This is a genomic window from Enterobacter roggenkampii (assembly GCF_001729805.1).
Taxonomy (GTDB): domain Bacteria; phylum Pseudomonadota; class Gammaproteobacteria; order Enterobacterales; family Enterobacteriaceae; genus Enterobacter; species Enterobacter roggenkampii.
Genome location: NZ_CP017184.1, coordinates 4,581,012 through 4,602,401, shown reverse-complemented (window position 1 = coordinate 4,602,401; position 21,390 = coordinate 4,581,012). Strand labels below are relative to the sequence as shown.

Sequence of the window (21,390 nt, the reverse complement as noted above, 5' to 3'; positions counted from 1 at the left end):
AAAAGTGGCGCGTTAGTATACACATTAGTAAAAGCGGCGTGCGGATCAGTTTGCATACGTTGGTCAAATTCTGTATGATTCGCCGCCTTTGGTGTACTTTACGCCAAAGAACTTACAATCAACATCGCGTGGTGTCTGGCGTTAGGGCTGGAAGAGCGACGCGGCCTTAACTGAGGTTCCCCCATGAAAAAAGATATTCACCCGAAATACGAAATGATTACTGCAAACTGTTCTTGCGGTAACTCTATCCAGATCCGCTCTACCGTGGGTCACGATCTGAACCTGGACGTGTGCGGCAAATGCCACCCGTTCTACACTGGTAAGCAGCGTGATGTTGCAACCGGTGGCCGTGTTGACCGCTTCAACAAGCGTTTCAGCATCCCGGGCGCTAAATAAGTTTCCCGAAAAAAAGGCACCGCAAGGTGCCTTTTTTGTATCCGCTTCTCAGTATTCCCACGTCTCCGGGTCAATACCCAGTTCACGCATGATCACCTTCGCCTCTTCCGGGATTTCGTCACTACGCTCTTTGCGCAGATCGTCATCGTTCGGCAACGGTTGACCGGTAAACGCATGCAGAAACGCTTCGCACAGCAGTTCGCTGTTGGTTGCGTGGCGCAGGTTGTTCACCTGACGACGCGTACGTTCATCGGTGAGGATCTTCAACACCTTCAGAGGAATGGAAACCGTAATTTTCTTTACTTGCTCACTCTTCTTACCGTGCTCAGCGTATGGGCTGATATATTCGCCGCTCCATTCAGCCATGAGATACCTTTAATCCTCTCAGTCATTTATTTAAAGGTGCAAAACCGGTAACCACCCGTTTTGAACCGCAATCTTGCCTAGTTTACCGTAGAGACGATACCGTGGCACGGATATTGCCGCTGCAGCGTGCACTAAAGCATATAATTTTAACGGCTATTTGCGCATTGCTCAATCTATACGCAAAGAAGTTTAGATGTCCAGATGTATTGACGTCCATACTTTCAGTGTTTACTCTGGTGCCTGACTTTTCACCTCATTCGCCAGGAAGCCCTCACCATGACGCGTAAACAGGCCACTATCGCAGTGCGTAGCGGATTAAATGATGACGAGCAGTACGGCTGCGTTGTCCCGCCCATTCATCTTTCCAGTACCTACAACTTCACCGGATTTAATGAACCCCGTGCGCATGATTACTCGCGTCGTGGCAACCCTACGCGTGACGTGACCCAGCGTGCGCTGGCCGAACTGGAAGGTGGCGCAGGCGCCGTATTAACCAATACCGGGATGTCTGCCATTCACCTGGTGACCACGGTGTTCCTGAAGCCGGGCGATCTGCTGGTTGCGCCGCACGATTGCTACGGCGGCAGCTATCGCCTGTTTGATAGCCTGGCAAAACGCGGCTGCTATCGCGTGCTGTTTGTCGATCAAAACGATGAACAGGCGCTGAAACAGGCGCTGGCAGAGAAACCGAAGCTGGTTCTGGTGGAAAGTCCAAGCAATCCATTGTTGCGCGTTGTCGATATTGCGAAAATTTGTCAGCTCGCAAGGGATGCGGGAGCGATAAGTGTAGTGGATAATACGTTCCTCAGTCCGGCCCTTCAGAACCCACTCGCACTGGGTGCCGATCTGGTGTTGCATTCATGCACTAAATATCTGAACGGCCATTCTGACGTGGTGGCAGGTGTGGTGATTGCCAAAGATCCTGACGTTGTCACCGAACTGGCATGGTGGGCCAATAATATTGGCGTCACCGCAGGCGCCTTCGACAGCTACCTGCTGTTGCGCGGCATCCGTACGCTGTCGCCGCGCATGGACGTGGCGCAGCGTAATGCTCAGGCGATTGTCGACTTCCTGAAAACCCAGCCGCTGGTGAAGAAGCTGTATCACCCGTCGCTGCCGGAAAACCAGGGGCACGAGATTGCCGCGCGCCAGCAGAAAGGGTTTGGCGCGATGTTAAGTTTTGAACTGGACGGTGACGAGCAAACGCTGCGTCGCTTCCTGAGCGGGCTGTCATTGTTTACGCTGGCGGAATCCTTAGGTGGGGTTGAAAGCTTGATCTCCCACGCCGCGACCATGACGCACGCAGGTATGGCACCCGAAGCACGTGCCGCCGCCGGGATTTCTGAGACGCTGCTGCGGATCTCAACCGGTATCGAAGATTCTGAAGATTTAATTGCCGATCTGGAAAATGGCTTCCGGGTCGCAGCCAAGGGGTAATCATGAGTGTGATAGCGCAGGCAGGGGCGAAGGGTCGTCAGCTGCACAAGTTTGGTGGTAGTAGTCTTGCTGATGTGAAATGTTACCTGCGTGTCGCAGGGATCATGACGGAATATTCACAGCCGGGTGACATGATGGTTGTCTCGGCGGCGGGCAGCACCACCAACCAGTTGATTAGCTGGCTGAAACTGAGCCAGACCGATCGCCTTTCTGCGCATCAGGTGCAACAGTCATTACGTCGCTATCAGAGCGAATTGATTGCCGGCCTGCTGCCTGCGGACGTGGCGGACGGGCTGATCGGCGCCTTCACGCACGATCTTGAGCGTCTGGCCGCCCTGCTGGACAGCGGCATTACCGATGCGGTGTATGCCGAAGTGGTGGGCCACGGTGAAGTATGGTCCGCGCGCCTGATGGCTGCGGTTCTGCAACACCTGGGTGTGGACGCCGCCTGGCTTGACGCGCGTGATTTCCTGCGTGCCGAACGCGCCGCGCAGCCGCAGGTGGATGAAGGCCTGTCCTACCCGCTGCTGCAGCAGCTGCTGGTGCAGCATCCGGGCAAACGCATTGTGGTCACCGGCTTTATCAGCCGCAGCAACGCGGGTGAAACCGTGCTGCTGGGCCGTAACGGCTCCGACTACTCGGCGACGCAAATCGGTGCTTTGGCGGGCGTGTCCCGCGTCACCATCTGGAGCGACGTGGCCGGTGTTTATAGCGCGGACCCGCGCAAAGTAAAAGATGCCTGCCTGCTGCCGCTGCTGCGCCTGGATGAAGCCAGCGAGCTGGCGCGTCTGGCGGCACCGGTGCTGCACGCCCGTACGCTGCAGCCGGTTTCCGGTAGCGATATTGACCTGCAGCTGCGCTGCAGTTACACCCCGGATCAAGGCTCCACGCGCATTGAGCGCGTGCTGGCCTCCGGTACCGGGGCGCGTATTGTCACCAGCCACGACGACATCTGCCTGATTGAGTTCCAGGTTCCTGCGGGCCAGGACTTCAGGCTGGCACATAAAGAGATCGACACGATCCTGAAACGCGCCCAGGTGCGTCCGCTGGCCGTGGGTGTGCATAATGACCGCCAGCTGCTGCAGTTCTGCTATACCGCAGAAGTGGCGGACAGCGCGCTGAAAATTCTGGATGAAGCGGGCCTGCCGGGCGAGCTTCGCCTGCGTCAGGGGCTGGCGCTGGTGGCGATGGTGGGCGCGGGCGTCACCCGTAACCCGCTGCACTGCCACCGCTTCTGGCAGCAGCTGAAAGGCCAGCCGGTGGAGTTCACCTGGCAGTCGGAAGAGGGCATCAGCCTGGTTGCCGTTCTGCGCAAAGGGCCAACCGAAAGCCTGATTCAGGGTCTGCATACCTCTCTGTTCCGCGCGGAAAAACGCATCGGCCTGGTGCTGTTTGGTAAAGGCAACATCGGTTCCCGCTGGCTGGAGCTGTTCGCCCGCGAACAGGTCACGCTCTCGGCGCGTACCGGGTTCGAATTCATTCTCGCAGGCGTGGTGGACAGCCGCCGCAGCCTGCTGAACTACGAAGGGCTGGATGCCAGCCGCGCGCTTGCCTTCTTTAATGATGAAGCCGTCGAGCAGGATGAAGAGTCGCTGTTCCTGTGGATGCGCGCGCACCCGTACGACGATCTGGTAGTGCTGGACGTGACCGCCAGCGAACAGCTTGCCGATCAGTATCTTGATTTCGCCAGCCACGGTTTCCACGTCATCAGTGCGAACAAACTGGCGGGGGCAAGCAGCACCGATAAATACCGCCAGATCCACGACGCGTTTGAAAAAACCGGCCGTCACTGGCTGTATAACGCCACCGTGGGCGCGGGCCTGCCGGTAAACCACACCGTGCGCGACCTGATTGAAAGCGGTGACAGCATTCTGGCGCTGAGCGGTATCTTCTCCGGTACGCTCTCCTGGCTGTTCCTGCAGTTTGACGGCACCGTGCCGTTCACTGACCTGGTGGATCAGGCGTGGCAGCAGGGCTTAACGGAACCCGATCCGCGCGTTGACCTCTCCGGTAAAGACGTGATGCGTAAGCTGGTGATCCTGGCGCGCGAAGCCGGTTATGACATCGAGCCGGATTCCGTCCGCGTCGAGTCGCTGGTGCCTGCCGGCTGTGAAGAGGGTTCTGTGGATCATTTCTTTGAAAATGGTGAAGAGCTTAACGAGCAGATGGTGCAGCGTCTGGAAGCGGCGAACGAGATGGGGCTGGTGCTGCGCTACGTGGCACGTTTTGAGGCCAACGGAAAAGCGCGCGTCGGTGTCGAGGCGGTGCGTCCTGAACATCCGCTGGCGGCGCTGTTGCCGTGCGATAACGTCTTCGCCATCGAAAGCCGCTGGTACCGCGATAACCCGCTGGTGATCCGCGGCCCGGGCGCCGGGCGCGACGTCACCGCAGGGGCGATCCAGTCCGACATCAACCGTCTGGCTAAGCTGCTGTAAAAACTCAATTTCCCTCTCCCTGTGGGAGAGGGTTAGGGTGAGTGCAGTCTGATGCACTCACCCCCATCATGAATTTCCCTCACATTCCCTGAGCAAACCTCACCGTTATTGTTGATTATTTCTATTGACGTCCCTCCGCTTTTCCGTCATTTTTACATCTGGACGTCTAAACGTATAGAAGTTCACAACACAACAGACAATGACACGCGATTGATAGGGGTAGGGTATGAGCTTTTTTCACGCCAACCAGCGGGAAGCACTGAACCAGAGCCTGGCCGAAGTAAACGGTCAGATTAACGTCTCTTTTGAATTTTTCCCGCCGCGCACCAGTGAAATGGAGCAAACCCTGTGGAGCTCTATCGATCGTCTCAGCAACCTGAAACCAAAGTTTGTCTCCGTGACCTACGGTGCGAACTCTGGCGAGCGTGACCGTACGCACAGCATCATTAAAGGCATCAAAGATCGTACCGGTCTGGAAGCGGCGCCGCACCTCACCTGTATCGACGCTACCCGCGACGAGCTGCGTGCCATCGCCCAGGACTACTGGAATAACGGCATCCGTCATATTGTCGCACTGCGCGGCGACCTCCCGCCCGGCAGCGGCAAGCCAGAGATGTATGCGGCCGACCTGGTTGGGCTGCTGAAAGAGGTGGCAGATTTCGATATCTCCGTGGCTGCTTACCCTGAGGTTCACCCGGAAGCGAAAAGCGCCCAGGCGGATCTGCTTAACCTCAAGCGTAAAGTGGAGGCTGGTGCCAACCGCGCCATTACCCAGTTCTTCTTTGATGTCGAAAGCTACCTGCGCTTCCGTGACCGCTGCGTCTCCGCGGGCATCGACGTTGAAATTATCCCGGGCATTCTGCCGGTCTCTAACTTCAAACAGGCGAAGAAATTCGCCGATATGACCAACGTGCGCATTCCGCTGTGGATGTCCAAAATGTACGAAGGTCTGGATGATGACCCGGAAACCCGCAAGCTGGTGGGGGCCAATATCGCCATGGACATGGTGAAAATCTTAAGCCGTGAAGGGGTGAAAGACTTCCACTTTTACACGCTAAACCGCGCGGAGATGAGCTATGCCATCTGCCATACTCTGGGCGTTCGCCCCGCGTAAAACACCAAAAGCCCTCTTAAATAGAGGGCTTTTTAACAGGGTAAAAAGTTAAAAGGTATCAGCTATCGAATCTGTGGATTAATTCAACTATAACTTATTGCTAGTGGTGTATATCGTAACGGTAACACTGTAAAAGGGAGCATAGCGATGAGCACGTCAGACGAGACCAATAAAGCGGCATCAGTCGGCAAATGCCCGTTCCATCAGGGCGGCGTCGATCACAGCGCGGGCGCAGGTACAGGCAGCCGCGACTGGTGGCCAAAACAACTCCGCATCGATCTTCTTAACCAACATTCCAATCGTTCGAACCCGCTGGGTGAAGACTTCGACTACCGCAAAGAATTCAGCAAGCTTGATTACTCTGCCCTTAAAGGCGACCTCAAAGCACTTTTAACCGACTCTCAACCGTGGTGGCCTGCCGACTGGGGCAGCTATGCGGGCCTGTTTATCCGTATGGCGTGGCACGGTGCGGGTACCTATCGCTCCGTGGACGGGCGCGGTGGGGCAGGACGCGGTCAACAGCGCTTTGCGCCACTGAACTCCTGGCCGGATAACGTAAGCCTGGATAAAGCGCGCCGTCTGCTGTGGCCTATCAAGAAAAAATACGGACAAAAAATCTCCTGGGCCGACCTGTTTATCCTCGCGGGTAACGTGGCGCTGGAGAACTCCGGCTTCCGTACCTTTGGTTTTGGTGCCGGGCGTGAAGACGTCTGGGAACCGGATCTGGACGTGAACTGGGGTGATGAAAAAGCCTGGCTGACCCACCGTGACCCGGAAGCGCTGGCTAAGCGTCCTCTGGCAGCCACCGAAATGGGCCTGATCTACGTGAACCCGGAAGGGCCGAACGCCAGCGGTGAACCGCTGTCAGCGGCGGCAGCGATTCGTGCGACCTTCGGCAACATGGGCATGAACGATGAAGAGACCGTCGCGCTGATTGCAGGCGGCCACACCCTCGGCAAGACTCACGGCGCGGGTGAAGCCACCCACGTGGGTACCGACCCGGAAGCCTCACCGATTGAAGCACAGGGCCTGGGCTGGGCCAGCACGCACGGCACGGGGGTTGGTGCTGATGCCATTACCTCCGGTCTGGAAGTTATCTGGTCACAAACCCCGACCCAGTGGAGCAACTACTTCTTCGAGAACCTGTTCAAATACGAATGGGTACAGACCCGCAGTCCGGCAGGGGCGATTCAGTTTGAAGCCGTGGATGCGCCGGAAATCATGCCCGATCCGTTCGACCCGTCGAAAAAACGCAAGCCTACCATGCTGGTCACCGACCTGACGCTGCGCTTCGATCCGGAATTCGAGAAGATTTCCCGCCGCTTCCTGAACGACCCGCAGGCTTTCAACGAAGCCTTCGCGCGTGCCTGGTTCAAGCTGACCCACCGTGATATGGGGCCAAAATCGCGTTACCTTGGCCCGGAAGTGCCGAAAGAAGATCTGATTTGGCAGGACCCGCTGCCGCAGGCGGTGTTCAATCCGACGAAAGAAGACATTGAAAGCCTGAAGGCGGAAATCGCTGCCTCTGGTCTCTCCGTGAGCGAACTGGTTTCTGTTGCCTGGGCGTCAGCCTCGACCTTCCGCGGTGGCGATAAGCGTGGCGGTGCCAACGGCGCGCGTCTGGCGCTGGCGCCTCAGCGTGACTGGGACGTGAACGCTGCGGCGGTTCGCGCGCTGCCAGCCCTGGAAGCTATCCAGCGCACCACCAACAAAGCCTCCCTGGCCGATATCATCGTGCTGGCGGGCGCGGTAGGCGTTGAGCAGGCCGCAAAAGCGGCAGGTGTGTATGTCACCGTTCCGTTCACCCCGGGCCGCGTAGATGCGCGTCAGGATCAGACGGATATTGAGATGTTTAACCTGCTCGAACCGATTGCCGATGGTTTCCGCAACTACCGTGCGCAGGTGGATGTGTCCACCACGGAGTCTCTGCTGATTGATAAAGCCCAACAGCTGACGCTGACTGCGCCAGAACTGACGGTGCTGATTGGCGGCCTGCGCGTACTGGGTGCCAACTTTGATGGCAGTAAAAACGGCGTGTTCACCAACCGCGAAGGCGTGCTGAGCACTGATTTCTTCGTGAATCTGCTGGATATGAACACGCAGTGGAAGGCGACCGATGAGTCCAATGAGCTGTTTGCCGGAAGCGATCGCACCAGCGGTGAAGTGAAATATACCGCCACCCGCGCCGATCTGGTCTTCGGCTCTAACGCCGTCCTGCGCGCGCTGGCCGAGGTTTACGCCAGCGATGATGCGCATGAGAAGTTTGTCCGCGACTTCGTTGCCGCCTGGGCGAAGGTCATGGATCTGGATCGGTTTGACGTGAAGTAGCCAGTGTGCCGGGTGGCGGCTACGCCTTACCCGGCCTACAAATTAAAGTGCCATGTAGGCCGGGTAAGCGCAGCGCCACCCGGCTTTTTTATTACTCCCACTCCTGCAGGAATCGCTGTCCATACTGGTCTGCCACCAGCAGCGCCGCATACACCTGATCCGGCGTGACGCCTCCCGGCATGTTGTGGATCGTTTCTCCTTCCGCACATGAGGCTTCGGCAATCAGACGCATTTTGGCTGGAATATCCTCTTTGATGTTCAGCTGTGCCAGGGTGATCGGCAGCCCTACGCTGTGGCAAAGCGCCGCGACGGTCTCAATTTCTTCTACCGGCGCGTTTTCCAGCACCAGCTGCGTCAGCGTACCAAACGCCACTTTCTCCCCATGATAGAAGTGATGCGCGTCCGGCACCGCCGTCATGCCGTTATGAATAGCGTGTGCAGCCGCTAGCCCGCCACTTTCAAAGCCGACGCCGCTGAGATAGGTGTTGGCTTCGATAATGCGTTCCAGCGCAGGCGTCACCACATGCTGTTCCGCCGCCAGCATCGCTTTTTCACCCTCTTCAACCAGCGTGTTGTAGCACAGCTCGGCGAGCGCTAATGCCGCCTGTGTGCATTTACCCCCGGCCATAGTGGTCGCGCCGCTGCGCGAGCAGGCGCGTGCTTCAAACCAGGTCGCCAGCGCGTCGCCAATCCCGGCGGCCAGCAGACGTGCAGGCGCACCTGCTACCACTTTCGTATCCACAATGACCATGTTCGGGTTGTGCGGCAGCATCAGGTAGCGATCGAACTCGCCGCTGTCGGTGTAAATAACGGAAAGGGCGCTGCACGGCGCGTCGGTGGACGCGATAGTCGGCGCAATGGCGACCGGCACGTCCATAAAGTGAGCCAGCGCTTTCGCGGTATCAAGCGTTTTACCGCCACCAATACCCAGTACTGCCAGGCAGTCGGCGCTGTCGGCCAGCTTTTTCAGACGATCGATTTCATTTTGCGAACATTCGCCGCCAAACGGCGCAATTTCGGCATGCAGTTCGGCTTTTTTAAAACTCTTGCGCAGGGTCTCTTCGGCAAAACCCAGCACAAACTTATCGCCGACGACCAGCCAGCGGTTTGCCAGGGGTTTCAGATAGTCGCCGAGACGGGTCAGCACATTCGCGCCCTGGATATATTTCCCCGGCGATTGAATGATACGGTCCATAACAGTTCTCCCTTAGAGGTTGAGGTTACCAAACGCGTTTTTCCAGTCCTGCTCGAACTTCTCTATGGCTGACTCTACCGCCGGCGTACCGAGCATGTGTTGCGCTACGTCTAAGGGAAGCGTGATTGCTTCACATCCTGCCAACAGGCAGTCGAGCGCCTGACGCGGCGTTTTGAAGCTGGCGGCCAGTACTTTACTGCCCGGCGCGTGCAGCTCCAGCAGGGACTGCAGTTCCTGAACCATGCGAATGCCGTCACCTCCCTGCGCGTCGACGCGGTTGACGTACGGCGCGACATATTTCGCCCCTGCGAGTGCGGCGAGCAGGCCCTGCGCCGCGCTGTAAACGGCGGTGCCCAGCGTGGTTATCCCCTCTTTTTTCAAGGCCTTAATTGCGATAAGTCCCTGAGCCGTCACCGGGATTTTCACCACAATGCCCGGAATGGCGTTACTCAGACGTTTGGCTTCTGCCACCATGCCTTCGGCATCGCGGCTCATGGTTTGAGCAAACAGCGTGCCTTCCGGCCCGATGGCTTGTTGCAGGCGCGGCAGCACGTCCCAGATGGATTCACGGCTGGCGGCAATGATGCTCGGGTTGGTGGTGACGCCCGCAATGGGAAAAATGCGCGCCAGGCGTTCAACTTCCGCCACGTTGGCGGTATCCAGGTACAGTTCCATCACTCTTCCTCGTTTTACAGTTCTAATTCGTGTTGTAGCAGGGAAGCAATCGCCTCCCCTGAGATGGCGTTAACCAGCGCATTGCGAAAATCCTCATGCATGATGCGGCGTGCCAGGCGGGAAAAAATACGCATATGCTGATCGCCCGCGGCGTGTTTGTTCAGCGTTAGCATGATGATGAATTGTGCTTCTTCATCTCCCCACATGACGGGGGCTTTCAGGCGTGCAACGCTGATGGTGGATTGCTCAATGTGCTCTGATTTGCTGTGCGGAATAGCAAAGCTAAAGCCGAGCCCGGTGGAGAAGACTGCTTCGCGCGCCCACAGATCGGCCTCCAGTTTACGGGGGTATCGGCAACGTCCTGCGAGCAGCAGGTTATCGGTCATTCCTTTCATGACCTCTTCTTTGCTGTTCCAGTCATTGTCCAGTGAAATGCAGCGAGGTGTAACCAGAGGTGTGTCCTGCTGATTCATGCGGAACTGCGCCAGCAGGTGCTCAACTTCAAGTGAGGTGCGACACGCCATGGCCTGATTCAGCAACTGGCGGCAGGCGCGGCTATCAAGCTGAGCCAGACGCGCTTTGGTTGCCGGAATAGTGGGCGACCCCATGCTCAGCTCGTCCAAACCCAGACCCACCAGCAATGGCAACACCGAGCCTTTTGCACCCAGTTCGCCGCACAGGCCAATCCATTTCCCCTGGCGATGAACGGCTTGTACCGCGTAATCCAGCGCCCGCAGGAAGGCCGGGTTCAGGCTGTTGTAATGGCGTGTGACTTTGGCGTTATCGCGATCAACAGCCAGCAGATACTGCGTCAGGTCATTGCTACCGATGCTAAAGAAATCAATCTCTTCGCAACACTGGTCGATGATAAACATCACCGAAGGGACTTCCAGCATGATGCCAAGCGGGATTTTCTCATCAAACGGAATATGCTCAGCGCGGAGCTGTTGTTTCGCTTCGGCAAGTTTCTCTTTCACCCACAGGATCTCTTCCATGGAAGAGATCATCGGGATCATGATCTTCAGACTACCGTGAGCAGAGGCGCGCAGGATCGCCCGAAGCTGGGTGGTGAAAAGCACTGCATACTCTTCGTAAATACGTACGGCGCGGTAGCCGAGGAACGGGTTATTTTCGGCCGGGATCTTCAGGTACTCCACCGGCTTATCGCCGCCGATATCCATGGTCCGCACGATGATGCTGCGCCCGTTTGCACTTTCCAGTGCCTGACAGAAAATGTTGTAGAGCTCGTTTTCACCGGGCGCGCTGCTGCGGTCCATATAAAGCATTTCGGTGCGAAACAGGCCAACGCCCTCGGCGCCGTTCCCAAAGGCTGCCTGCGCTTCCACCGCATGGGCGATGTTCGCGGCAATCTCAACCCGCAGGCCGTCGGCGGTTCTGGCTTCCCGGTCCAGCCAGATGCCCTGCTGCTCGCGTAGTGCCTGTTGTACCCGTGCTTCCTGTCGGTAGTAGCGCGCCACCGCATCGCTGGCATCGACCACGACGGCACCAGCATTGCCATCGATAAATACGGATTGATTGCGCCACTGCAGCAGGCTTTCATTGTCGACGCCCACCAGCGTCGGAATATTAAAGGAACGTGCAAGGATAACGGTATGCGAGGTTGTTCCACCGCTTTTTAACAGCAGCCCTTTTAGCAAGGTTTTATCCAGTTCCAGAAACTGGCCGGGCGTGAGGTCGTCAGCAAGGCAGACGCTCGGCTGCATCAGCTGCCCCGGAGACGGGAAACGCGCTTCACCGTAGATATGCTGTAAAAGCTGATAGCAGACGTCGCGTACGTCCAGCACACGCTCCTGCAAATACGTGCTGCTGGAACGAGAGAACGTATCGCAGAAATGATTCGCCGTGGCGATGATGGCTTGGGCGCAGCTTAAGCCCCGGTTGACCCCTGACAGGAGGTGCTGGCGCAGCGAGGTATCCGTAGCCAGCGAACGATGGGCTTCAAGAATAGCGCCGGCGGTGCTGTCGTTGTCCAGCGCGCGCAGCTCAATGTTTTTCACCAGCAGGGTGAGACCATTATCCAGCGCTAACTGCTCATCTTCTTCGTCTCTCGCTTCGGGTAAATCTGTCAGTGCGTTGAGATCCAGCGAGGTCAGCAAGGTCAATACGCCCTGGGCGCTACCGCTGCAGACGGGCAGGGCGCGGAAAAGCGTTGGATTAAGGCGCGCGAGAGATTCTGGCAGCGGATCGCGCTCAATATTGATGGCTTCTGCGAGAGGCGCATCACAGTGTGGAAACTCTTCCCGGAGCCATTGTTCCAGTTGCTGATGGGCGTTCTGCTCATCTTCACCTTGGATCACCAGACGACAGGCGTCGCCTGCCAGCGTATCGGTGCCAATGACTGCCAGTGCGCTCTTGGCATTCCCTTTACGGTCTGTGCGCAGGTTGTGCCATTCGATTTGCGAGATAAACGTATTGCACAGCGTTTCCACATGACTTGCCGGACGCGCGTGAACACCGTTGGGTAATTCACAGGTAAATTCCACTACGAGAGCCATACACACTCCTGAAATCAATCCTCATTCATTGGGCAACAGCATACGAGTGTGTTGATGACGCGCGCCATGTGACAAATCTGCCAAAAGCTGGATAAATGTAATATCACGTAAAAAGTGAGATTTGACTCACAGGTTGTGGTTCTTTGTCTAATGCGTAACGTCTATCAGAAATGTCGAGGCGGATCGCATTTTTATTTCGACATTACAAAAATCCAGTAAATGGCCTTTTTGTCTCCTGTCCGCCGTCTTCCTGATTGCCTATTGTTTGCCACAACATCTTTATGGTTTTAGGCCAGGAGCGACATATGAAAGCGTTGGTGCATATTCTCAAGAACACGCGGCAGCATCTGATGACCGGGGTGTCGCACATGATCCCGTTTGTGGTCTCGGGCGGCATTCTGCTGGCGGTTTCGGTCATGTTGTATGGCAAAGGCGCGGTGCCCGATGCCGCAACCGATCCCAACCTGAAAAAGCTCTTTGATATCGGCGTGGCGGGGTTAACGCTGATGGTGCCATTCCTCGCCGCCTATATCGGCTACTCCATTGCAGAACGTGCCGCGCTGGCTCCCTGTGCAATTGCAGCCTGGGTGGGCAACAGCTTCGGTGCCGGGTTCTTTGGCGCGATTATCGCCGGGATTTTCGGTGGGATTGTCGTTTGGTACCTGAAAAAACTGCCGGTCCCGAAAGTGCTCCGTTCCGTTATGCCAATTTTCATCATCCCGATTATCGGCACGTTTATCACAGCAGGCATCATGATGTGGGGGCTGGGCGAGCCTGTAGGCGCGCTGACCACCGGCCTCACCCAATGGCTGCAAGGTATGCAGCAGGGCAGCATCGTCGTACTCGCCATCATTCTCGGTCTCATGCTGGCGTTCGATATGGGCGGCCCGGTTAACAAAGTGGCGTATGCCTTCATGCTGATTTGCGTTGCGCAGGGTGTCTATACCGTCGTTGCGATTGCCGCCGTGGCTATTTGCATTCCACCGCTGGGATTAGGGCTGGCAACGCTGATTAATCGCAAGAATTTTACCGGTGAAGAGCGTGAAGCGGGTAAGGCTGCATTAGTGATGGGCTGCGTGGGGGTCACCGAAGGGGCTATTCCGTTCGCCGCTGCCGATCCTCTGCGTGTCATTCCCTCCATCATGCTGGGATCCGCATGTGGCGCAGTGACGGCCGCCGTGATGGGCGCACAATGTTATGCCGGTTGGGGCGGGCTCATCGTTCTCCCTGTGGTGGAGGGCAAGCTGGGCTACATCGTGGCGGTTGCCGTGGGGGCTGTGGTGACGGCCATTAGCGTTAATGTGCTGAAGAGTTTTGCCCACAAGAATGCAAAACAGGTCGAGGAAAAAGAGGACGACCTGGATCTGGATTTCGAAATTAACTGAGTGAGGAAAAGAACATGGCCCGAATTATCGCAGTAACAGCATGTCCGTCAGGCGTTGCCCATACCTACATGGCGGCCGAAGCGCTGGAAAGTGCCGCCAAAGCTAAAGGTTGGGAAGTGAAGGTTGAAACGCAAGGGTCGATTGGCCTGGAGAACGAACTGACGGCAGAAGACGTTGCCGCCGCAGATATGGTGATCCTGACCAAAGATATCGGCATTAAATTCGAAGAGCGCTTTGCCGGGAAAACCATTGTACGCGTCAATATCAGCGACGCGGTAAAACGCGCCGACGCCATCATGAACAAAATTGATGCCCACCTGGCGCAAACCGCCTGACGCTCTCCCGCCCTTCGGGGCGGGCTCGTTTTCCTTTACAGGAGTTCCCTCATGACGAATCGTACCCAGCGTTTGAAAGACGCACTTTTTGCCAGCCCACGTGAAATCTCGCTTGAGCGTGCTTTGCTCTATACCGCCAGCCATCAGCAGACGGAAGGTGAGCCGGTTATCCTCAGGCGTGCAAAAGCCACGGCGTACATTCTTGACCATGTGAACATCGCGATTCGTGATGAGGAACTGATTGCCGGAAACCGGACCGTTAAACCGCGTGCGGGCATCATGTCTCCTGAGATGGATCCGTACTGGCTGCTTAAGGAGCTGGACCAGTTTTCCACGCGTCCGCAGGACCGCTTTGACATCAGCGATGAGGACAAGCAGACCTACCGCGACGTGCTGTACCCCTACTGGGAAAAACGGTCCATGAAGGATTTCATCAACAGCCAGATGACGGATGAGGTGAAAGCCGCTGTAGGGACGCAAATTTTCAGCGTCAACCAGACGGACAAAGGGCAGGGGCATATCATTATTGATTATCCGCGCCTGCTGAATAACGGGCTGGGTGCGCTGGTGGAGCAAATGCGAGAATATTGTGCCCGCGATGCGCAGAACACGTTCTATGCCGCCGCGCTGATTCTGCTTGAAGCCTCCCAGCGCCATATTCTGCGCTATGCTGCGCTGGCTGAAACGCTTGCGATCGGCTGTGATGACGCTTCACGGCGTGAAGAGCTACGAAAGATTGTCGAAATCTCGCGTCACAACGCGCAGCATAAGCCGCAAACGTTCTGGCAGGCGTGTCAGCTGTTCTGGTATATGAACGTCATTTTGCAATACGAATCTAACGCCAGCTCGCTTTCTATCGGGCGCTTCGACCAGTATATGCTGCCCTTTTATCAGGCCTCGCTCTCACAGGGCGAAGATCCCGCGTTCCTGAAAGAGATTCTGGAATCGCTGTGGGTGAAGTGCAATGACGTGGTGCTTTTACGTTCGACGAGTAGTGCACGTTATTTTGCTGGTTTCCCGACGGGTTATACAGCGTTGTTGGGCGGTTTAACGGAGAGCGGTCGTAGCGCAGTGAATGTGCTTTCCTTCCTGTGCCTGGATGCTTACCAGAGCGTTCAGCTTCCTCAACCGAACCTTGGCGTACGGGTTAACGAACTTATCGACCGTCCTTTTCTGCTTAAAACGGCGGAGACGATCCGCCTGGGCACCGGTATCCCGCAGATTTTCAATGACGAAGTGGTGGTGCCTGCTTTCCTGAATCGGGGGGTGTCGCTGGAAGATGCGCGCGACTACGCGGTGGTTGGCTGTGTAGAACTGTCTATTCCGGGTAAAACCTACGGTCTGCATGATATCGCGATGTTTAACCTGCTGAAAGTAATGGAAATCGCGATGCAGGAGAACGAAGGTAATGCTGCGCTGAGTTATGAAGGCTTGCTGGACCATATTCGCGCCAAAATTAATCACTACATTGCGCTGATGGTTGAGGGGAGCAACATCTGCGATATCGGCCATCGAGACTGGGCACCGGTACCGTTACTCTCTTCATTTATCAGCGATTGTCTTGAATCAGGGAAAGATATTACCGACGGCGGGGCGCGGTATAACTTTTCTGGCGTTCAGGGGATCGGGATAGCCAACCTGAGTGATTCACTGCACGCCCTGAAAGGGCTGGTCTTTGAGCAGCAGCGCTTAAGTTTTGATGAGCTCTTAGCCGTGTTGAAAGCGAACTTTGCTACCCCAGAGGGCGAAAAGGTGCGTGCAAGGTTGATCAACCGCTTCGAAAAATACGGCAATGATATCGATGATGTCGACAATATCAGCGCTGAACTGCTGCGCCATTACTGTAAAGAGGTCGAAAAATACCGGAACCCACGCGGCGGACAGTTCACGCCAGGCTCTTATACCGTATCGGCACACGTGCCGCTGGGGGCGGTGGTGGGAGCGACACCGGATGGCCGCTTTGCCGGAGAGCAACTGGCTGACGGTGGGCTCTCGCCGATGCTTGGGCAAGATATGCAGGGCCCAACGGCGGTACTTAAATCGGTAAGCAAGCTGGATAACTATCTGTTATCTAACGGTACGCTGTTAAACGTTAAATTCACCCCTGCGACGCTGGAAGGCGATGCCGGGCTGCAAAAGCTGGCGGATTTCCTTCGCGCTTTCACCCAACTTAAGTTGCAGCATATCCAGTTCAACGTGGTGAACGCGGAAACATTGCGTGAAGCGCAACAGCGCCCGCAGGATTTTGCCGGGCTGGTGGTGCGCGTTGCCGGCTACAGCGCCTTCTTTGTTGAGTTATCGAAGGAGATCCAGGATGACATTATCCGCCGCACAGCGCATCAGCTGTGACGTGGTTGAAACACGCGCTGAGGTGGCGCGTATTTTCAATATCCAGCGCTACTCATTGAATGACGGTCGCGGCATCCGTACGGTGGTCTTTTTTAAAGGTTGTCCTCACCGTTGTCCGTGGTGTGCGAATCCGGAGTCGATTTCACCGAAAATCGAGACGGTGCGTAGAGAAAGTAAATGTCTTCACTGCGCCCCCTGTTTGCGGGACGTCGATGAGTGCCCCTCCGGCGCATTTGAGCCTATCGGGCGGGATGTTACGCTGGAGGAGCTGATAAACGAGGTCATGAAAGACGATGTCTTCTTTCGTTCCTCGGGAGGCGGGGTGACGCTCTCGGGTGGCGAAGTGTTGCTGCAGGCGCCTTTCGCGACACAATTTCTACAGCGATTACGCCGTTTCGGCGTGCATACGGCCATTGAAACGGCAGGCGATGCCCCTTTGTCCCGACTCATGCCGCTGGCTCGCCAGTGTGATGAAGTGTTGTTTGATTTGAAGATTATGGACGCGGATCTGGCCCAATCGATTGTGGCAATGAATCTTCCCAGAGTGCTGGATAATTTCCGCCAGCTGGTGGCTGACGGGATAAACGTGATTCCTCGTGTGCCGCTTATTCCTGGCTATACGCTTAACGAAACGAACATGGCGCGCGTGCTGGCTTTCCTGCTACCTTCAGGAATACGGCAACTGCATTTATTGCCCTTCCATCAGTATGGGGAGCCAAAATACCGTCTGCTGGGACAGGAGTGGGGAATGCGGCAAGCGATCCCTCCGACAGAAGATGAGGTGTCAGCGATGCGTCAACTGGCAGAGCGCGAAGGTTTCAATGTTACCGTGGGAGGCTGAACATGACAGTGATAACGGGACGTCATCTGGTGGCGGTGACCGCGTGCGTCAGTGGCGTTGCACATACCTATATGGCTGCCGAACGGCTGGAAAAGCTCTGCCAGCAGGAGAAGTGGAGCGTTAACATTGAGACGCAGGGAGCGCTGGGCGTTGAGAGCGAGCTTACGGAAGACGACATCCGGCGTGCCGATGTCGTATTGCTCATTACCGATATCGAACTGGCGGGCAGTGAACGTTTCGAGCATACGCGCTACGTGAAGTGCGGTATTAGCGCCTTTTTACGCGACCCACAAAAGGTGATGGGGGCGGTGCGTAAAATGTTAGCCGCTCCGCAGCATACTCAGGTCATTCTGGACTAATCGCCTTCCCGGTGAGCTGGCTGTGATACTGGCGACGGTATTCTGACGGCGAACGTTCGGTGTTCTTACGAAACAACCGGCAGAAATAGTTGCTGTCAACAAATCCGCAGGCATGCGCCACCTCTTTCACTTTCAAATCATATCCTTTCAGCAACTGGCGCGCGTGTTCCAGTCGGGTGTGCGTCAGGTACTCATTGAAACCCACTGCGCCCGTTTTCTGGAACAGATGCGACAGGTAGTTTGGGGAGATATAAAACGCCTGCGCGACGGATTCCCGGGTAAGGGGAGTGGCGTAGTGTTCGTCAATATAGATCCGAATCGCTTCAAACAAAGCCTGGCTGCGGGAGGCGGTTTGGATCTGACTACCCAGCAGGTCGACGCAGTGGCTAAGCAGGCTGGCAATAATCAGCCGCGCGGTTTGTTGCTCATGCGGTTGCATCTGCATTTCATGAAGCGTCTGTAAGAGTAGCGATCCAATACGGGGACCACGACGGGCAACGTGTTGCTTTGTCAGGTTTCGAACGTCTATACCATTCCAGTGCAAAAGGCTAAACCCAAGCTGCTGTTTACCAAACAGGATGCTCAGCGTTGTTGCGGGTGCTTGCCATTGTGGATTATTCCAGCCGCCAGCCGGGACGTATAAAACATCACCCTGCTGTAAAACGCAGCCAGCCTGGTCTTTCATCGAACCTTCGATCGCGATCTCCAGACGTGGAAAATCGACCTGCAAGGCAAGTTCGGGGGCGGAGGTCGCGGAGTTTGCAAAATGCACCTGACGCAGCGGCGTTGTGCCGTTGATCAGGTTAGTCAGGATCTGGGTAATGTCGTGGTGCATGGTGTGGATACCAGGGTATTGCCGGGTGGCGCTAACGCTTACCCGGCCTACTTATCGTAGGCCCGTGCAAGCGCAGCGCCGCCGGGCGTAAAGCATTAGCCGGTGTTACGCATACCCGCCGCAACGCCCGCAATCGTCACCATCAGCGCCTGTTCAACGCGTGGATCCGGCTCTTTCCCTTCTTCTTCCGCCAGACGCGAACGGTGCAGCAGCTCTGCCTGCAGGACGTTCAGCGGGTCGGTGTAGATGTTACGCAGCTGGATAGACTCGGCAATCCACGGCAGGTCCGCCATCAGGTGTGAGTCGTTAGCGATGTCCAGCACCACTTTGATGTCGCCTTCCAGCAGTTCGCGCAGCTCTTTGCCCAGCGCCCACAGCTCGGGCTTCACCAGGCGCTGATCGTAGTATTCCGCCAGCCACAGGTCGGCTTTCGAGAAGACCATCTCCAGCATTCCCAGACGGGTAGAGAAGAACGGCCAGTCGCGGCACATGGTTTCCAGTTCGCTCTGTTTACCGTCTTCCACCACTTTTTGCAGTGCGGCACCGGCACCCAGCCAGGCGGGCAGCATTAAGCGGTTCTGCGTCCAGGCAAAGATCCACGGGATTGCACGCAGGGATTCAACGCCGCCGGTCGGACGACGCTTGGCAGGACGCGAGCCCAGCGGAAGTTTACCCAGCTCCTGCTCAGGCGTGGCTGAACGGAAGTAAGGCACGAAATCTTTGTTTTCACGCACGTAGCCGCGGTACAGATCGCAGGAGATAGCCGACAGCTCGTCCATGATGTGGCACCAGGAGGCTTTCGGCTCCGGCGGTGGCAGCAGGTTGGCTTCGAGGATCGCGCTGGTATAAAGCGACAGGCTGCTGATGGTCACTTCCGGCAGGCCGTACTTGAAGCGGATCATCTCGCCCTGCTCGGTCACGCGCAGGCCGCCTTTCAGGCTTCCCGGCGGCTGTGACAGCAGTGCCGCGTGTGCTGGCGCGCCGCCACGGCCAATGGAGCCACCGCGTCCGTGGAACAGGGTCAGCTCGATACCGGCTTTCTCGCAGGTTTTGATCAGTGCGTCCTGCGCCTGATACTGCGCCCAGGATGCCGCCATTACGCCCGCATCTTTTGCGGAGTCGGAATAGCCGATCATCACCATCTGTTTGCCCTGAATAAAGCCGCGATACCAGTCGATGTTCAGCAGTTGGCTCATCACGTCGTTGGCGTTGTTCAGGTCGTCGAGGGTCTCAAACAGCGGGGCGACAGGCAGGGCGTAGTCGATTCCCGCTTCTTTCAGCAGGAGGTGAACGCCCAGCACGTCGGACGGGGTTTTCGCCATGGAGATCACATAGGCGGCGACCGATCCTTTCGGTGCGTCCACGATCGCTTTACAGGTGTTGAGCACTTCGCGGGTATCGTTGCTTGGCTCCCAGTTGCGCGGCAGCAGAGGGCGCTTGGAGTTCAGCTCGCGGATCAGGAACGCCTGCTTGTCAGCTTCGGACCAGCTTTCATAGTCACCGATGCCGAGATAGCGGGTCAGCTCGCCCAGCGCTTCGGTATGGCGGGTACTTTCCTGACGCACGTCGATACGCACCAGCGGCACGCCGAAACACTTCACGCGACGCAGGGTGTCGAGCAGTTCACCGTTGGCGATGATGCCCATCCCGCAGGCCTGGAGTGATTTATAACAGGCGTAAAGCGGCTCCCAAAGCTGTTCGTTCTGGCTGAGCAGGCCTTCTGGTTTTGGCAGACGCTGGCCTTTCAGGCGCGCTTCCAGCCAGGCCTGAGTGGCCATCAGCTGACCACGCAGTTTTTTCATCAGGAAACGGTACGGCTCGCTGGCGCCTTCTTCACCGGCCAGCGCGCGCAGTTCCGGCGTCGCTTCTACCATCGACAGCTCGGAGATCAGCACCTGAATGTCTTTCAGGAACAGATCGGTCGCTTTCCAGCGGCTCAGCAGCAGGACGTGACGGGTGATTTCTGCGGTGACGTTTGGGTTGCCGTCGCGGTCGCCGCCCATCCAGGAGGTAAAGCGGACCGGCACAAAGTCGACCGGCAGACGGTAGCCCAGGTTCGCTTCCAGCTGTTCGTTCAGCTCGCGCAGGTAGTTCGGTACCCCTTCCCACAGGCTGTTTTCCACCACCGCAAAGCCCCATTTAGCTTCGTCGACCGGGCTTGGGCGATGCTTACGAATTTCATCGGTGTGCCAGGACTGAGCAATCAGCTGGCGCAGGCGGCGCATCAGCTGGTTGCGTTCATAGTCGGCAATGTCTTTGTTATCCAGCTGCTTCAGGCAGTTGTTCACTTCCACCATTTTGTGGATCAGGGTGCGACGGGTGATCTCGGTTGGGTGAGCGGTCAGTACCAGCTCCAGCGAAAGTGACTCCACCGCTTTTTTGATGGTGGCTTCGTTGAGGTCTGGCTGGTCTTTCAGTTTACGAAGGGTGCGGGCAATGACTTCCGGGTTGCTGGCCGCTTCGCCGTTTGGCGAAATGCTGTGGTATTGCTCAGCGGTATTTGCCAGGTTCAGGAACTGGCTGAATGCGCGTGCAACGGGCAGCAGCTCGTCGTTCGAGAGGTTCTGCAAGGTGGTGAGCAGCTCCTGACGACTGGCCTCGTTACCGGCACGGGAAGATTTAGACAGCTTGCGGATGGTTTCAACGCGGTCGAGGATGTTCTCCCCCAACGCATCTTTGATGGTATCTCCAAGCACTTTGCCGAGCATACTGACATTACTACGCAACGCGGAATATTGTTCGTTCATAAAAACCCAGTCACCCCATCATTTTTGTTTATGCCCAGGCGAAAATCTTCTGGACATTATTTTGTCATCTCCCTTTA

Annotated in this window: 16 protein-coding genes; 10 read left to right on the top strand and 6 right to left on the bottom strand. The window is 56.7% G+C overall.

Annotated features, from left to right (window positions below):
- Window positions 1-183: 183 nt before the first annotated feature.
- On the top strand, window positions 184-396 hold the full coding sequence (gene rpmE / locus BFV67_RS21615) for a 50S ribosomal protein L31 (RefSeq protein WP_003862040.1): 213 nt from the start codon (window positions 184-186) through the stop codon (window positions 394-396).
- Between the two features lie 48 nt (window positions 397-444).
- Here the strand turns inward: rpmE and metJ are convergent, their stop codons facing one another.
- A complete protein-coding gene (metJ, locus tag BFV67_RS21610; RefSeq protein WP_003862042.1) occupies window positions 445-762 on the bottom strand; it encodes a met regulon transcriptional regulator MetJ in 318 nt (105 codons plus the stop codon).
- 276 nt (window positions 763-1,038) lie between these two features.
- Here metJ and metB point away from each other — a divergent pair, with 276 nt between their 5' ends.
- From metB to katG, 4 genes are all read left to right on the top strand, one after another.
- On the top strand, window positions 1,039-2,199 hold the full coding sequence (gene metB, locus BFV67_RS21605) for a cystathionine gamma-synthase (RefSeq protein ID WP_021242813.1): 1,161 nt from the start codon (window positions 1,039-1,041) through the stop codon (window positions 2,197-2,199).
- 2 nt (window positions 2,200-2,201) lie between these two features.
- The gene (locus BFV67_RS21600; RefSeq protein WP_021242814.1) at window positions 2,202-4,634 is read left to right on the top strand and encodes a bifunctional aspartate kinase/homoserine dehydrogenase II; all 2,433 of its coding nucleotides are present in this window, start codon (window positions 2,202-2,204) and stop codon (window positions 4,632-4,634) included.
- 226 nt (window positions 4,635-4,860) lie between these two features.
- Window positions 4,861-5,748, top strand: coding sequence for a methylenetetrahydrofolate reductase (gene metF, locus BFV67_RS21595; RefSeq protein ID WP_069598892.1), 888 nt, complete (start codon window positions 4,861-4,863; stop codon window positions 5,746-5,748).
- A 147-nt stretch (window positions 5,749-5,895) separates the two neighbouring features.
- Window positions 5,896-8,076: a catalase/peroxidase HPI gene (katG, locus tag BFV67_RS21590; RefSeq protein ID WP_008501795.1), complete on the top strand. Its 2,181-nt coding sequence runs from the start codon at window positions 5,896-5,898 to the stop codon at window positions 8,074-8,076.
- Between the two features lie 91 nt (window positions 8,077-8,167).
- Here katG and gldA read toward each other — a convergent pair whose 3' ends face one another.
- Genes gldA through ptsP form a run of 3 tightly spaced genes read right to left on the bottom strand, consistent with a single transcriptional unit; the run spans window position 8,168 to window position 12,462 of the window.
- Complete coding sequence (gldA, locus tag BFV67_RS21585; protein ID WP_063618344.1) at window positions 8,168-9,271, bottom strand: bifunctional L-1,2-propanediol dehydrogenase/glycerol dehydrogenase; 1,104 nt, start codon at window positions 9,269-9,271, stop codon at window positions 8,168-8,170.
- Window positions 9,272-9,283: 12 nt separating this feature from the next.
- Window positions 9,284-9,946, bottom strand: coding sequence for a fructose-6-phosphate aldolase (fsa, locus tag BFV67_RS21580; protein WP_008501793.1), 663 nt, complete (start codon window positions 9,944-9,946; stop codon window positions 9,284-9,286).
- Window positions 9,947-9,960: 14 nt separating this feature from the next.
- Entirely contained in the window at window positions 9,961-12,462 is a 2,502-nt protein-coding gene (gene ptsP / locus BFV67_RS21575; protein WP_069598891.1) for a phosphoenolpyruvate--protein phosphotransferase, read from the bottom strand.
- Window positions 12,463-12,767: 305 nt separating this feature from the next.
- Here ptsP and BFV67_RS21570 point away from each other — a divergent pair, with 305 nt between their 5' ends.
- From BFV67_RS21570 to BFV67_RS21550, 5 genes are read left to right on the top strand one after another with little or no spacing between them, the layout of a single operon-like run.
- On the top strand, window positions 12,768-13,847 hold the full coding sequence (locus BFV67_RS21570; protein WP_069598890.1) for a PTS fructose transporter subunit EIIC: 1,080 nt from the start codon (window positions 12,768-12,770) through the stop codon (window positions 13,845-13,847).
- 14 nt (window positions 13,848-13,861) lie between these two features.
- Window positions 13,862-14,182, top strand: coding sequence for a PTS fructose-like transporter subunit IIB (locus BFV67_RS21565; RefSeq protein ID WP_023326311.1), 321 nt, complete (start codon window positions 13,862-13,864; stop codon window positions 14,180-14,182).
- Between the two features lie 51 nt (window positions 14,183-14,233).
- Complete coding sequence (locus tag BFV67_RS21560) at window positions 14,234-16,531, top strand: formate C-acetyltransferase (protein ID WP_069598889.1); 2,298 nt, start codon at window positions 14,234-14,236, stop codon at window positions 16,529-16,531.
- Window positions 16,497-17,372: a [formate-C-acetyltransferase]-activating enzyme gene (locus BFV67_RS21555; RefSeq protein WP_045372028.1), complete on the top strand. Its 876-nt coding sequence runs from the start codon at window positions 16,497-16,499 to the stop codon at window positions 17,370-17,372. The genes BFV67_RS21560 and BFV67_RS21555 overlap by 35 nt, the downstream gene beginning before the upstream one ends.
- Window positions 17,373-17,374: 2 nt before the next feature.
- Entirely contained in the window at window positions 17,375-17,731 is a 357-nt protein-coding gene (locus tag BFV67_RS21550) for a PTS fructose-like transporter subunit IIB (RefSeq protein ID WP_044597475.1), read from the top strand.
- On the opposite strand, the gene BFV67_RS21545 is transcribed toward BFV67_RS21550, so the two are convergent.
- Complete coding sequence (locus BFV67_RS21545) at window positions 17,718-18,566, bottom strand: helix-turn-helix transcriptional regulator (protein WP_069598888.1); 849 nt, start codon at window positions 18,564-18,566, stop codon at window positions 17,718-17,720. The genes BFV67_RS21550 and BFV67_RS21545 overlap by 14 nt on opposite strands.
- 95 nt (window positions 18,567-18,661) lie before the next feature.
- On the bottom strand, window positions 18,662-21,313 hold the full coding sequence (gene ppc / locus BFV67_RS21540) for a phosphoenolpyruvate carboxylase (protein WP_008501791.1): 2,652 nt from the start codon (window positions 21,311-21,313) through the stop codon (window positions 18,662-18,664).
- Between the last annotated feature and the right edge of the window lie 77 nt (window positions 21,314-21,390).